The sequence below is a fragment of the Thioalkalicoccus limnaeus genome (assembly GCF_041197575.1).
GTDB classification, from domain to species: domain Bacteria; phylum Pseudomonadota; class Gammaproteobacteria; order Chromatiales; family Chromatiaceae; genus Thioalkalicoccus; species Thioalkalicoccus limnaeus.
Window position 1 is genome coordinate 16,955 of record NZ_JBDKXB010000016.1, and the last position, 13,953, is coordinate 30,907.

Sequence of the window (13,953 nt, forward strand, 5' to 3'; positions counted from 1 at the left end):
GGTCGGAGCGCCTTCAATCCGTGGCGGTCGGCTCGGGATCCGTGTCTGTGTCAGCGGCGCCGCCGGATGACGCCGGCGACGGGTTCGGCCGTCAGTGGATCCTCGGGCCAGTGGTGCTTCGGGTAGCGGCCGCGCAACTCCTTTCGCACCTCCGGGTAGGCGCGCGCCCAGAACCCGGCCAGATCTTGAGTCACCTGCACTGGGCGGCGCGCCGGCGATAGCAGTTGCAGGCGGATCGGGAGCCGCCCGCGGGCGATGGTCGGGGTCTGGCGAGCGCCGAACAACTCTTGCAGCGGGACCGCTAGCGTCGGGACCGGGCCGCTCGCATAGTCCAACCGGCGGCGGTGCCCGGTGGGCATCGTGAAGGACGTCGGGGCCTCGTCCGCGAGCCGCTGGCGGAGCGGCCAGTCGAGCCGAGCCTCGAGCAGCTCGGCCAATCGCAGGGCGCGCAGGTCGGCCAAGCGCGTGAGCCCAGGCAACCAGGGGCCGAGCCAGTCGGGCAAGGTCGCGAGCAGGGCTTCGTCCGACAGATCCGGCCAGCCGGACTCCGGTTCGAGACGGCGCATCAGGGCCACACGGGCCTGGAGCTGACGTGCCGGATCGTTCCAGTCGAATGCCTGATCGAACCGCGTGGCCGCCTGTTCCACCAGCAATGCCCGGACCCGGTCATCATCAGGCACGGGCAGCGGTTGCGCGGCCAGCACCAGCTCACCGAGCCGCGTCTCGCGACGGGCCGCGACAGCCTCGCGCGCGGGATCCCATTCGAGCTGTTCGCGGGTCGTGATGCGCGCCGCCAGCACCTCGCGCAGGGCCTCTTCGGAGATCGGCAGTGCGAGCCGGATGCGCCCGTCCTGACCGGCGGCATCGAGCTCGGCGACGACCAGGTAGCGCGCGCGGGTCAGCGGGTCGCTGCGGGCCAACTGGACCCCGGGGCCGGCGGCCAGCCGATAACGGTGCTCGTCGGAGCCGCGTCGTTGCGCGACACGGTCGGGGTAGGCCAGCGCGAGTAGGGCACCCGGCTCCTGAAGCCAGGTCGGGGCGGGCGTCTCGCTGTCCACCGAGACGCGAGTCGAACGCCGAAGAGCCGCACTCAGGCGCGCGGCGGCGCGCAGGCGGTGTCGATCGAGACCAGGCGTCGGGCGACCGGCGCGCTGATCGTCGAGCGCTTGCAGGCGCAAGCCGAGGTCGGCCGATGTCATCTGGTCGGGGGTGGCGATAAAGGGATCACGATCGGAAAGCAACGCGGCGAGGTCGGCGGCCAGATCGCGGGCGGCCGGCGACGGCGCCGCGGCGAGGAGGCGCGCGAGTCGCGGATGCACCGGCCAGTTGGCGAGTCGTCGGCCGAGCGGCGTCAGTCGGCCCTCGGGCGTCAGCGCCTCGAGGTCCCGGAGCAACGCGATGGCCTGGTGCCAGGCCGCCCCCGGCGGCGGATCGAGCCAACTCAAACGCGCCGGATCCTGCTCGCCCCACAGGGCCAGTTCCAGCGCGAGCGGGGCCAAATCGGCCTGAAGGATCTCGGCTGGCCGTTGCGCGGGACGGCCGATCTCCTGATCCTGCGACCAGAGTCGGTAGCAAGTTCCGGGTCCCTGGCGTCCGGCCCGTCCGGCCCGTTGAGTGGCCGAGGCGAGCGAGATCGGCTCGGTGACCAGTCGTGTCAAACCCGAACCGGGATCGAAACGCGGCTTGCGGGTCAGGCCCGAGTCGATGACGGTCGTCACACCGTCGATCGTGACGCTTGTTTCGGCGATATCGGTCGCCAGGAGGATCCGGCGTCGCCCCGACGGGCCTGGACGGAGGGCGCGGTCCTGGTCGCTGCCCGATAGGTTGCCGTGCAATGGCAACAGCTCCAGATTCGGCCCCAGGCCCGGCGACAAGGCGGCCCGCACCCGCTCGATCTCACCGACGCCGGGTAGGAAGACCAGCAGGTCGCCGGATTGCTCGTCCAAGGCCCGGCGGATGCACGCCACGACGGTCGCCGCCAGGTCTCGAACCCGTGAACGTCCGCGATAGTGGATCGCGACCGGATAGGAGCGACCTTGCCCTTCGATCACCGGGGCAGCGCCGAGCCGCCGCGCCATCGCCTGGGCATCGAGCGTCGCCGACATGATCAACAGCCGCAAGTCCGGGCGTAATGCGGACCAGGTGTCCAGCGTCAGCGCGAGCGCGAGATCGGCCGCCAGGGTCCGTTCGTGGAACTCATCGAAGATCACGAGCCCGACATCGTCCAGTGCCGGATCCTCCTGTATGCGCCGAATCAGCACCCCCTCGGTCAGGACTTGAATACGGGTGCGCGGGCCGACCCGGCGCTCGAAACGGATCTGGTAACCAATGCTGTCGCCGACGGCCTCGCCCAGCAGATCGGCCATCCGGGCCGCGGCCATCCGGGTCGCTGGCCGGCGCGGCTCCAGCAACAGGATCGTCCGTCCCGCCAGCCAGTCGGCCTCCAGCAGCACCAAAGGCACCTTCGTCGTCTTGCCGGATCCCGGTGGCGCGGTCAGCACCGCGTGGCCGGCGGCCAGTGCCTCGACCAGCGGTGTCAAGCAAGCATCGATTGGAAGCGGGGGTAGGGTCGGGGTCGAACGCACGACGAACAACGTGGGTGAAGGGAGTGCGCGGGCGTTGATGACGCCTCGGCCCCCTATGTGGTCAGATCGACGGCATCATCCGGATGCCCCGGCCAGGGGCGCCCGGGGCGCCGTCGTGGCGCACTGGCGTCGCGAGGCGCTCCCACGGCCGGGACGTGGCTCAACGCGGTGGCGTGCCACTGGCCGGGTCCAGGCCCGCGATCAGCGCTGCGCAACCCGCTGTGTCGGCGACCCAGTCGGTCTGGCTCTGGCCGGGCAGATCCTGGGCCTTGTCGCGGATCGCCGTGATCGCGGACCGGATCAGTGAATCCCGATCGTTGGCGTCGATCAGACCCAGCGCGCTGGCGGTCTCGACCGTGACACAGGTCCCCGCCTGGGCCCCCTGCACGAGCCCGCTCGCGACACCGACACTGACGCCGAAACCGAGCGCCATGAAACCACCGACGAGGCCGCCGATGATCAGAAACACCATCGCCCAAAGGACGCCTTTCATGTCGAAGAGTCTCCAGTTGCCGCGGACGAAGTCGTCGACGCGAAACCCTAGCATACTCCGTCGTGCCCGCGGGCTTCATCGCAGATCAGGGGCATGCCCGCGCCCGTTTGGGGATCGCCCGCCGATGATCGCGAGGGCGGTTCGTGATCCGATGGTTCGATTGACGCACCGTGACCGACTTGCTCTAATCCCGGTCAAGCAGTTGCCGAACGCGGCCTGGAGTCTGCCATGTCCCTGCAGCCCGTGATCCTCTCCGGTGGTTCCGGAACCCGGCTTTGGCCCCTTTCGCGGGAGGCCTATCCGAAGCAGTTCCATCCGCTCACGAGCAACCACACGATGCTCCAGGAGACGGTTTGCCGTCTCGACGGTTTGGTCGCGGAGCATCCGGGGGCCGGGATCCAGGTGATGGATCCGATCATCGTCTGCAACGAGGCCCATCGCTTCCTCGTAGCCGAGCAGTTTCGGCTGATGGCGCGGCCAGTCGCCGCGATCCTCCTCGAGCCCAAAGGACGGAATACAGCCCCGGCCCTGACGTTGGCGGCCTTGGCGGCGACCGCAGGCGGCACCGATCCGGTCCTGTTGGTGATGCCGGCCGATCACAGCATTCGCCAGGAACCGGCCTTTCGGGCGCGCGTCGCCGATGGCTTTCGATTAGCCAGCGAAGGGGCCCTGATCACCTTCGGTATCGTCCCACGGAAACCCGAGACCGGTTACGGTTACATCCGGCAAGGCGAGCTCGTCGCCGAGCCGAATCTCGTCGGTCACGCGTACCATTTGATGGGCTTCGTCGAAAAGCCGGACCTCCAAACCGCCGAGCGCTACCTGGCGTCCGGGGAATATCTGTGGAACAGCGGCCTGTTCATGCTGCGCGCGAGCCTGTGGCTCGAACTGATTGGCCGCTTTCAGCCCGCTATCGCTGCCGCGGTCACCGAGGCCTATGCGACGAACCAGCGCGACGGTGACTTCGCGCGCGTCGCGGCCGACATCTTCGCGAACTGTCCTGCCGACTCGATCGACTACGCGGTCATGGAGCCTGTGTCGCACGCACCGGATACCGGGTTGCCACCGGTGCTGGTGCTGCCGCTGGATGTCGGTTGGTCCGATGTCGGCGCCTGGTCGACGCTTTGGGAGATCAGCGAACGCGACGCATCGGGCAACGTTCTCGAAGGCGATGCCTTCGTCCATGATGCGCGCAACAATCTCTTGATCGCGCGGCACCGGATGCTGGCCGTGGTCGGAGTCGAAGACCTGGTGGTCGTCGAGACGCCCGACGCGGTCCTGGTCGCGGACAAGAATCGCGCGCAGGATGTCAAGGCGGTGACGCAGTTTCTCGCGCGCGAAGAACGGAGCGAGCATCGTCACCATCAACGGGTCCATCGTCCATGGGGATCCTTCGAGGGCATCGGCCAGGGCCAACGCTACCAGGTCAAGCGTTTGACCGTGAAACCCGGCGAGTCCCTGTCGCTGCAGATGCACCACCACCGTGCGGAGCATTGGATCGTCGTATCCGGCACCGCGCGCGTGACCTGCGGTGACCAGCAGTTCCTGCTGACGGAAAACCAATCGACCTATATCCCGTTCGGGACCGTCCACCGGCTGGAGAACCCGGGCATCATCCCGCTGGAGATCATCGAGGTGCAATCCGGCAGTTATCTCGGCGAGGATGACATCGTGCGTCTCGAGGACGCCTACAACCGCTCGCCAAAGGACAACTGATCTCGCCCGCGTGCGGTGCCATCGAGGGCCTTGCGTGACGGCCACCCGGCACCGGGGTGGCCGGTGCGGCGCAGCGGTACTCTGCGTCTGCGCCGCCCAGCCTTGCCGAGGGTTCAGTTCACCGCTAACAACCCCTTGTTCGCCGCCAGCCAGTCGCGGAACGATTGGAGGCCAGGGTACAGTGCGCGCGCGATCGCCGGATCTCGCGCGGCACAGAAGTCGTCGTTGAAGTCATGCTTGAATTGGAACATGTTGCCGAGGTCTTCGGCACCGGGGAAACCCAGGCCCCGGTAGACCGCCGGTGGGATCGCCTGGTAGTGGACCGGCTCGCCAAGCGCGTCGCCAAGCGCATCGGCCATCTGCTCGCCGGTCAGGAGTTCGCCGGCGATCCCGATGGTCTGTCCGAGCGACTGCTCGCCGCGCTTGAAGATGCCGTAGGCACAGCGGCCGATATCCTCGGCGGCGATGCCCGGTAGACGCCGATCGCCCATCGGCAATTGGAACACCAGGCGTCCATCGGCTTCGCGGCGCGGGCCCATGCCGAAGTGAATCAGGTTGTCCCAGTAGAACGACGTCAGCAGAAAGGTCGTCGGGACGCCCAGTTCGTCGAAGAATCGATTCGACTCGCCTTTGGCGTCGAAATGCGGGACCTTGTAGTGCTCCATCAGCGTCGGCATGCGGTCGTCCTCGAGCGGAACCCAGCGACGCGTATCCTCTAGCGTCGACCAGATCGCGTGACGCAGACCGACGGCGCGTGCCGCGTTGGCCATGTTTCGTGCCTGGTTCTTTTCCCGTTCCGGCGAGAAATGCTCCCAGAAGAAGGTCACGAAGAAGGCGCCATAGACGCCTTGCAGCGCGGCCCGGAGGCCGGCTTCGTCATCGATATCCGCGACGACCACCTCGGCACCCTGTTCGGCCAGCGCTCGGGCCTTTTCCGAGTTGGCATTGCGTGTGATGATCCGCGCCGCGAAACGGCGGTCCGGATCGGTGAGGATGGCACGCGCGAGGCCGCCACCTTGGGCACCGGTGGCGCCGAAAACCGCGATGATCTGTTGTTCGCTCATGGGTATGCTGCGGGACAACCCGGCCGCTTGGTCGGTACGGGGAAGCGTCATCGGCCTGGCTTCCTCGGATCGCAATCGGGCTCCCTTCCTCCATTCAGTCTCGGTTGAAAGAAAACGCCCCGCCACCGAGGTGGCGGTGGCCGCGAGGGATCCGCAAAGGGGTCCAGCGCATGCAGACCTGACGCCTGCGAGGACATTCGGCTAACATGCGAAGTTTTGCCGGATTGGCGGACGAAAATGGGATTCAAATGTGGTATCGTCGGCTTGCCCAACGTGGGCAAGTCCACGCTTTTCAATGCCTTGACTCAGGCCGCGATCGCGGCCGAGAACTACCCCTTCTGCACGATCGACCCGAACGTCGGGGTCGTGCCCTTGCCGGATTCGCGGCTCGACGTGATCGCTGACATCGTCAAACCGCAGAAGGTGGTTCCCACCACGGTGCAGTTCGTCGACATCGCCGGCTTGGTTGCCGGCGCATCGCAGGGCGAAGGGCTCGGCAACAAGTTCTTGGCCAACATTCGCGAAACGGACGCGATCGCCCATGTCGTGCGGTGTTTCGCTGACGACGATGTCGTGCACGTCGCCGGGCGCGTCGATCCGATCGGCGATATCGAAGTGATCGAGACCGAATTGGCCCTCGCTGATCTGGAGTCGATCGACCGGGCATTGGACCGGGCGACCCGTTCCGCCAAGACCGGCGACAAGACGATGCTTGCGCGCAAGACACTGCTCGAACGGGTCCGCGCGCAACTCGACGCGGGCCGCCCGGTGCGGGCCATGGGCCTCAGCGAAGAGGAGCAGGTCATGTTGCGAGACCTCTTTCTGCTGACGGCGAAACCCGTCATGTACGTCGCGAACGTGGCCGAAGACGGTTTCGTCGATAACCCCTTTCTCGACCAGGTGGCCGCGCTCGCTGCGCGTGAAGGGGCTGAGGTCGTGCCGGTTTGCGCGGCCATCGAGGCGGAGATCCAGCGGCTGGATGCCGTCGAGCGCGCCGAGTTCCTGACCGATCTCGGGCTCGAGGAGCCCGGCCTGAACCGCGTCGTGTTGGCTGGATATCGGCTGTTGGGTCTGGAAACCTATTTCACCGCCGGTCCCAAGGAGGTGCGCGCCTGGACGATCCCCCAGGGGACCAAGGCCCCGCAAGCGGCCGGTGTGATCCATGGCGATTTTGAACGGGGTTTCATCCGTGCCGAGGTCATCGGCTATCGGGATTTCGTGGCCTGTCGCGGCGAGCAGGGGGCGCGTGAGGCGGGGCGGCTGCGCTCCGAGGGCAAGGACTATATCGTGTGCGACGGCGACGTGATCCATTTTCGCTTCAATGTCTGATGCCGACGGCTTGCAGCGGTGGCGTCGCTTCCTCGCTAGTCTGTGGCAGCGTGGGGCGGATAAGGCGTCGTACCTGCACCTTGACCGCGGCAAAGGCGGCCAGCACGGCCTCTGTGGCCTCTCTCCTGGCCTCGCGGACGACGACCTGGCGTCCGCCCGGGAAATCGAGCTTCAACTCGCAACGGATTCGATGCCCACGAACCGGATCGAACTCTTCGAGGATCTTTGCTTCGGTGCGGAGCCCCCGTTCTGGGAAGCGGGCGGCCAGGCGTTGCGCCTGCTGCTCGATGATCGATCGGATGCTGGCGTCCAAGGCCAGCAGGTCACCACTGATGCGGATTGACATGGATGATGGCTACCTCGGTGGGATCCCGGGCAATCGGAGTGTCCGGCGCGTGGATCCACGTGGATCAGAACTCAAAGGGGGCAGCAGCGCAGAGATGGAGGCTGCCAGACGGGCCGCGAGACATCCTGACGGACGTTGCCCCAGCCCTGCGTTTGTCGTCATTTGCGGCCGCCAGCGACCAATGCAAGTCGGCCTGCGAGCGGCCGGGCATCACGGATCAGGCGGTACTTGTAAACTTTGCGGCAAAAACCACATAAAGTCTAGCTTGCCTGACAGGCATCGATGTGTTGCTCTATTTCCGAGAGCGTTACTCAGAAATTCTCAGCCTCGAGGGCCGGACCATGATGCGATACGATTATCGGGAGACCCTGCAGACCTACGCCATCGAGCGCTTCCTCAGAGATTCGGCGCGCTACCTCGGTGTCAGCGCTGCATCGCTTGGCCCCGGCCCGATTCGCGTGTCCTTGCGTCGTCCGCTGAACGACGAGGCTCCGCCGTTGAGGCCCCCCGAATCGCCCCCGTCGCCTGGGTAGCGGCGAGCCAGGCGAGGTGCGTCAGGCTGGCGCCGGCGTCATCGGTCGGCCCGGATGCACCTCAAGACTCCTTGTCGTGTTCCCCGCCTCTGCGCGGGGTTTTTTTCGCGTCTCGCATCCGTGGGTGGCAATGGATGGCATACGGACTCGTTGCTGCGGTTTCGCTGGTTTCGCTATGAAGCGCCACAGCGCAGCCGACTGGGTCATGCTCCTGGCCCTCACGGTGATGTGGGGCTCGTCCTTTTTGTCGACGAAAGTGGCACTTGGAAGCCTGCCGTTCGACTGGGTCGTCAGCGGGCGATTGCTGGTCGCAACGATCATCCTGGTCCCCGTCGCGACGCTCGCGGTCGGGCGTTGGCCCCGTGGCTGGCGCGTCTGGTCGTTCTTCGTGTTGATGGCCCTGACCGGAAATCTGTTGCCTTTTTCGCTGATCGCGTGGGGCCAGCAATCGATCGATAGCGGACTCGCCGGTATCCTGATGGCGGTGATGCCGTTGGCGACGCTGAGCCTGGCGCACTTCCTGGTCCCCGGCGAACAGCTGACGCGATTCCGTGTCGGCGGTTTCCTGCTCGGTTTCGTTGGTGTCCTAGTCCTGCTCGGGCCGGCAACGGCGCTGCCGGACGTCGGCAACGAGGGCAACCTGCTGGCGATGTTGGCGGTGTTGGTCGGGGCCTGGTGTTACGCGGTCTCGGCGATCCTGGCGCGGCTGCGTCCCCCGAGCGATGCGGTGTCGACAGCGGCGGCGGTGACGACCATCGCGGCCCTGATGAGCCTCGTGTGGGTCGATGGGCCCGATCCAGCCTGGCTTATCGATGCCCCCTCCGCCACGGCCGCGCTGCTGTTTCTCGGCGTTTTCTCGACCGCAGCCGCCGCCGTCGTCTACTATCGCTTGATCAAGAGCGCCGGTCCCTCGTTCGTCTCGCAGCTCAATTTCCTGATCCCCCTGTGGGCCGTTGGCATCGGGATCCTCTTTCTCGGCGAGTCACCGCAACCGCACCACCTGCATGCGTTGGCCTTGATCCTGGGCGGTATCGCGTTGACGCAGTTCGATCGGCGCCGCCCGCGGTAGCGCACGAGTCAAGCGAGCGGCATCAGTCGAACAGATTGTCGAAGGCCCGGGAAAAGGTTTTATAAGCTTCGTAGCCGTCCTTGTCCATGACCTGGTCGATGACCCAGCGGTTATCGTCGACCCGGCCCATCAGCGACTGGATCTCGTGGCCTAAGTGGCGCAAGAACGCATAACTCGGACCATCCTCCGCCAATTGGAAGGCGGCGTACTCGTCGGAACGCTGGTTCAGCCGCTCGATGAAGGGGCGGCCATAGTCGCCGGAGCCGAACAGGTCCAGGCTGTTGTCCTGGACATGCTCGGTGACCCTGGCCGCGAACTGCGTGATCAGCGTGCGTCGATCCGTCTCATCGAGACGGCGATGCGCGAGCCGATCGGCGATCTGGATCAGGAATACCAGATATTCCTCGATCACATCGATCCGTTGTCGATCGTCTCGGTAGACGAAGCGTTCGCAGTGCAGATTGATCGCTTTGTCCAGCGCGATGCGCCAGGCGATGAAGGCCAGGGCGCCGGCGATCTCGGGCAAAGATCGCTCGGCGTCCTCATTCATCCAGTGGCTCTTGATTCTCAGCGCCATCGTTCAGGGTCCGTAGAGCAAAGCCTGGCACGCGGCAGGCATCGGATCCGGCTGGCGCGCACCGCCAGGCGCCGGCGGCCGACGTGCTTCATCGCTGAACCACCAGGCGAGTTCCGCGCCGCAGCCGTCGCCAACCGGTAGCGGGGGGGTCGCGATACACTCGGGGCTGCTCGGTGGACAGGCCAGGCGGACATGGAAATGGGCATCGTGTCCGCGCCAGGGTCGCACACGACGTAGCCATTCGCGATCACCGGTTTCGCTTTCGCACAGCGCACGCTTGATGACCGGATTGACGAAGATTCGGTCCACGCGCGGATCCGTGGCCGCGGCCTGGAGCAGGAAACGCTGGGGCGGGCCCCAGTGGACGCTGAGCCCGGACCCATCCGGCTGCACCATGCTGGGCAAGGCCCCGATGTCGCCGGCACGCCAGGCAACGCTTTGCATCGTCGGCACCAGTCGAAACCAGATGTCGACATCCAGGCCGTTCTGGTGGCTGACGTGCAGGGAATCCATCAGCCCCCCGCGCGGCTGCGCCAGATCGCCGACGAGCATGACGAGATCCTGGTGACGGGCCAGCCGTTCGCCCAGATCCTCGACGAATTCGACCAGTCTCGGGTAGCCGTGGTAGCGGTTTCTTTCGCGGCGAATGCTCAGATACCCGACGCCCGCCTCGGGCAGCGCGACGGCGCCGGCTACGCAACCATTCGCCGCTGCGCCGATCACGGCCGGTGGGCCGGCACTCGGGGTCGTGATCCCGGCCCAGGGACTGGCCTCGGCGACACCGGCCACGAGCGCCGTCACCACGAGGATGAACCCAATGCGTCGCGCGCGGCCGATCTGCATCCCGGCCCTTACCGCGACGACGTCGCCTCCGGAAGGCACGATGCGGGTCGAACTACTCATGTCTCGATCATCCCCGTTCAGGCAAGTCTTGCACCAGTTGCATCAGGCCCCGGGCGGCCTCGTCGACACGCGCCATGTCCACGCGGAGATCCGCGCCGGATCCAGCCGCTTGCTCCAAGGCCGCCAACGCCCGATCGAGCGCCGGCACGCCGCAATAGCGGGTCGCGCCGCGAAGGCGGTGAGCCATCTCGACCACCTCGGTCTCCATCCCCATGTCGACGGCACGCCGAATTCGTGCCAGATCGTCGGGCAGGGCCACGACCAACGCCGCCAACAGGTCGGCGGCGAGGGCGGCATCGCCGCCGGCCGCGGCTTGTGCTGCGGCCTCGTCGCGAACCTGGTCATCCGGTGCTTCCTCGCGGTGCCATCCCATCATAGCCACCTACTCCCGTGTTCGGACCAGCCCGGGTGATACCGGTATCCGGCAAGAGACCTCGAAGTCATCGTCCATCGCGGCACCGGCAACCGGTCCACGGCGTTGCTGACCTCCCGGCACCCCTTTTAACGCGCCCCCGCCTGGTTTAGCAAGATTTCCAGTCTCTCTTGCCCGCCCTGTCCCTTCCTTTTGCCCTCGCGAACCAACTGTTGCACAATCGTGTCGGTCAATAGCTTCTTGTGATCGCTCGATCGTTACCGATGACCCTGCCCACAATCGAGGACTTCGTCGGCCGCACGCCATTGGTGCGGTTGCAGCGCCTTCCGGGCGCGACCGGCAACCAACTGCTCGTCAAACTGGAGGGCAGCAATCCGGCCGGTTCAGTCAAGGATCGCCCGGCAGTGCGGATGATCCAGGGTGCCGAGGGCCGCGGCGAGATCCAGCCGGGCGACACCCTGATCGAGGCGACCAGCGGTAACACCGGGATCGCGTTGGCGATGGCCGCGGCGATCAAGGGCTACCGGATGGTCCTGATCATGCCCGAGCACATGAGTCGTGAACGGCGGGCGGTGATGCGCAGCTTCGGTGCCGAGATCATCCTGACACCGCGTGCCGGCAGTATGGAGGCCGCGATCGACCTGGCCAACGAGATGGCGGCGCGCGGCGAAGGGCGGCGCCTCGATCAGTTCGCGAACCCCGACAACCCGGCCGCGCATTACGAAACCACCGGCCCCGAGATCTGGCGCGACACCGATGGCGGTGTGACCCATTTCGTCAGCGCGATGGGCACTACCGGCACCATCATGGGGACCGGGCGCTATCTGAAGGAACATAACCCGGCGATCCAGATCGTCGGGGTCCAGCCGGCGGAGGGTGCCAGCATCCCGGGGATCCGGCGCTGGCCGGAAGCCTATCTCCCGAAGATCTACGATCCCGCGCGGGTCGATCGCATCATCGACGTCTCCCAGGCTCAGGCCGAGCAGACGGCGCGCGATCTCGCGTCCCGGGAAGGCATCTTCGCTGGGATCTCGTCGGGTGGTGCGGTTGCGGCGGCGCTCGCACTATCGGCCGAGGTCCAGGATGCGATTATCGTCGCGATCATCTGTGACCGGGGCGATCGCTATCTGTCGACCGGCGTCTTCCCCGATTAACGGCCAGGCTCATGACCCGCAAACGCAAAGCGCTGCCCGAGACGCCGATCGAGGTCGAGATCGAATCCTTGACCCATGACGGACGCGGGCTAGCCCATGTCGACGGCAAGGCCCTGTTCGTCGATGGGGCCTTGGCTGGCGAACGGGTCAGTGTTCGCTATACCCGTTGTCAGCGACGCTTCGACGAGGGGCGGGTCGTGGCCGTGCATGAGGCAGCACCGGAACGGGTCACCCCGCGCTGTCCCCATTTCGGTGTCTGCGGCGGCTGTTGCCTGCAACACATGGCAGCGGGCGCGCAGATCGGTATGAAACAGCGGATCCTCGCCGACGTCTTGAAACGGATCGGGCAGGTGACGCCCGAGACTTGGCTGGATCCCCTGTCGGCCGAATCCTGGGGCTATCGGCGCAAGGCGCGGCTCGGGGTCCGCTATGTCGCGAAGAAAGGCCGTGTGCTGGTCGGTTTTCGTGAGCGCGGAACCTCGTTCATCACCGACCTGACCCGTTGCGAGATCCTTCATCCTTCGGTCGGTGAGCAGATCGCAGCCATCGCCGACGCGTTGCAGCCGCTGGCGATCCGTGCGCAGATTCCGCAGATCGAGTTTGCGATGGGTGACGGACCAGGGGTCCTCGTCGTGCGTGCGCTGACCCCGCCGGGACCGGCCGATCAAGCGCGACTCGTCGCGCTCGGGGCTGCGACCGGTTTGCACATCTATCTCCAAGAGGGTGGTGTCGACAGCATCCGGCCACTACCTGGGCAAGAGGCCGCTCTGCACTATGAGTTGCCTCGTCATGCGGTTCGCATCGGTTTCGAGCCGACCGACTTCACGCAGGTCAATCTGCCACTCAATCGCCTGATGGTCGATCGAGCGCTCGAGTTGCTCGATCCGCAACCCGACGAAGCGGTGCTGGATCTCTTCTGCGGCCTGGGGAATTTCACGTTGCCGCTCGCGCGTCGCGCCGGTCGGGTCGTCGGCGTCGAAGGGGATCCCGGGCTGGTCACGCGGGCGCGCCGCAACGCCGAACGCAATCAGATCACGCAGGCTCATTTCGAGGCCGCCGATCTGTATGGCGACGAAGTCGCCCGAGCGCCCTGGCTTCAGGAGCGCTTCTCGAAGGCCCTCCTCGATCCGCCGCGCAGCGGAGCACTTGCGGTACTCGATTGGCTACCCCGTCTCGGTGTGCGACGGATCCTCTACGTGTCCTGCTACCCCACGACCCTCGCCCGCGATGCCGATCGGTTGGTCAATGGCCTCGGCTATCGCCTGGTCGCCGCTGGCGCGATGGACATGTTCCCGCACACGGGGCATCTGGAATCGATGGCCCTGTTCGAGCGCGACGCGCCGACGCCCTGATCGGGGGCCTGGGATCAGGGGCCTGGGATCAGGGGCCTGGTCGACACTGACCGATCATCGACTGCGTGGTCGAGTGCCGTGCTGATTCCCTGGCATGATGCCCGAGAGCCCGCGTCGTGTCAGAGCACCTGTAACCCCTTGGATGGCTTCGCATGGCGCCGGCATCGGTCATTCACCGGCCTCGACGACGACTCCCTGGCCATCGAGACCTTCGACGATGACGAGCTTGCCGAGCGTCGGATGGCGCACCGCGGTCACGGTGTATGCCTCGGTCTCCTTGGTCAACACGATGTGCCCTTCATCCTTCAGATCCTGCAACAAGGTCTGTTCGGCGTCGAATGCACGCATCGTTTGGTCCTCCTCATCGATCAGTGGGCCAGGACAGTGGCAGTGGGTCAGGGCGAGCCATTTCGTGCCGCCGGGGTTCTCGGCGGCCGCAGCCGCTCGCTAGGACCCTGT

At 66.2% G+C, this 13,953-nt stretch carries 14 protein-coding genes; 6 read left to right on the forward strand and 8 right to left on the reverse strand.

Annotated features, from left to right (window positions below):
* Positions 1-50: 50 nt before the first annotated feature.
* Both hrpB and ABC977_RS12105 read right to left on the reverse strand, forming a co-directional pair.
* Positions 51-2,585, reverse strand: coding sequence for an ATP-dependent helicase HrpB (hrpB, locus tag ABC977_RS12100; protein ID WP_369667521.1), 2,535 nt, complete (start codon positions 2,583-2,585; stop codon positions 51-53).
* 160 nt (positions 2,586-2,745) lie between these two features.
* A complete protein-coding gene (locus ABC977_RS12105; protein ID WP_369667522.1) occupies positions 2,746-3,078 on the reverse strand; it encodes a hypothetical protein in 333 nt (110 codons plus the stop codon).
* 228 nt (positions 3,079-3,306) lie between these two features.
* Between ABC977_RS12105 and ABC977_RS12110 the strand changes: the two genes are divergently transcribed.
* Positions 3,307-4,794 (forward strand): mannose-1-phosphate guanylyltransferase/mannose-6-phosphate isomerase, encoded by a 1,488-nt coding sequence (locus ABC977_RS12110; RefSeq protein ID WP_369667523.1) that lies wholly within the window; start codon positions 3,307-3,309, stop codon positions 4,792-4,794.
* A 113-nt stretch (positions 4,795-4,907) separates the two neighbouring features.
* Here ABC977_RS12110 and ABC977_RS12115 read toward each other — a convergent pair whose 3' ends face one another.
* Positions 4,908-5,909 (reverse strand): NmrA/HSCARG family protein, encoded by a 1,002-nt coding sequence (locus ABC977_RS12115; RefSeq protein WP_369667524.1) that lies wholly within the window; start codon positions 5,907-5,909, stop codon positions 4,908-4,910.
* 186 nt (positions 5,910-6,095) lie between these two features.
* Here ABC977_RS12115 and ychF point away from each other — a divergent pair, with 186 nt between their 5' ends.
* The gene (ychF, locus tag ABC977_RS12120; RefSeq protein WP_369667525.1) at positions 6,096-7,187 is read left to right on the forward strand and encodes a redox-regulated ATPase YchF; all 1,092 of its coding nucleotides are present in this window, start codon (positions 6,096-6,098) and stop codon (positions 7,185-7,187) included.
* Here ychF and ABC977_RS12125 read toward each other — a convergent pair.
* Positions 7,177-7,533: an HPF/RaiA family ribosome-associated protein gene (locus tag ABC977_RS12125; protein WP_369667526.1), complete on the reverse strand. Its 357-nt coding sequence runs from the start codon at positions 7,531-7,533 to the stop codon at positions 7,177-7,179. The genes ychF and ABC977_RS12125 overlap by 11 nt on opposite strands.
* A gap of 341 nt (positions 7,534-7,874) precedes the next feature.
* On the opposite strand from ABC977_RS12125, the gene ABC977_RS12130 reads away from it, so the two are divergent.
* Positions 7,875-8,066, forward strand: coding sequence for a hypothetical protein (locus ABC977_RS12130; RefSeq protein WP_369667527.1), 192 nt, complete (start codon positions 7,875-7,877; stop codon positions 8,064-8,066).
* Between the two features lie 175 nt (positions 8,067-8,241).
* The gene (locus tag ABC977_RS12135) at positions 8,242-9,135 is read left to right on the forward strand and encodes a DMT family transporter (protein WP_369667528.1); all 894 of its coding nucleotides are present in this window, start codon (positions 8,242-8,244) and stop codon (positions 9,133-9,135) included.
* A gap of 22 nt (positions 9,136-9,157) precedes the next feature.
* On the opposite strand, the gene ABC977_RS12140 is transcribed toward ABC977_RS12135, so the two are convergent.
* From ABC977_RS12140 to ABC977_RS12150, 3 genes are read right to left on the reverse strand one after another with little or no spacing between them, the layout of a single operon-like run.
* A complete protein-coding gene (locus ABC977_RS12140) occupies positions 9,158-9,712 on the reverse strand; it encodes a hypothetical protein (protein WP_369667529.1) in 555 nt (184 codons plus the stop codon).
* Positions 9,713-9,715: 3 nt separating this feature from the next.
* The gene (mepA, locus tag ABC977_RS12145; protein ID WP_369667530.1) at positions 9,716-10,615 is read right to left on the reverse strand and encodes a penicillin-insensitive murein endopeptidase; all 900 of its coding nucleotides are present in this window, start codon (positions 10,613-10,615) and stop codon (positions 9,716-9,718) included.
* Between the two features lie 7 nt (positions 10,616-10,622).
* Positions 10,623-10,991: an Hpt domain-containing protein gene (locus tag ABC977_RS12150; RefSeq protein WP_369667531.1), complete on the reverse strand. Its 369-nt coding sequence runs from the start codon at positions 10,989-10,991 to the stop codon at positions 10,623-10,625.
* A gap of 260 nt (positions 10,992-11,251) precedes the next feature.
* On the opposite strand from ABC977_RS12150, the gene cysM reads away from it, so the two are divergent.
* Both cysM and rlmD read left to right on the forward strand, forming a co-directional pair.
* Entirely contained in the window at positions 11,252-12,142 is an 891-nt protein-coding gene (cysM, locus tag ABC977_RS12155) for a cysteine synthase CysM (RefSeq protein ID WP_369667532.1), read from the forward strand.
* Between the two features lie 11 nt (positions 12,143-12,153).
* A complete protein-coding gene (gene rlmD, locus ABC977_RS12160) occupies positions 12,154-13,494 on the forward strand; it encodes a 23S rRNA (uracil(1939)-C(5))-methyltransferase RlmD (protein WP_369667533.1) in 1,341 nt (446 codons plus the stop codon).
* A 168-nt stretch (positions 13,495-13,662) separates the two neighbouring features.
* Here the strand turns inward: rlmD and ABC977_RS12165 are convergent, their stop codons facing one another.
* Entirely contained in the window at positions 13,663-13,842 is a 180-nt protein-coding gene (locus ABC977_RS12165; protein ID WP_369667534.1) for a hypothetical protein, read from the reverse strand.
* Positions 13,843-13,953: the final 111 nt, after the last annotated feature.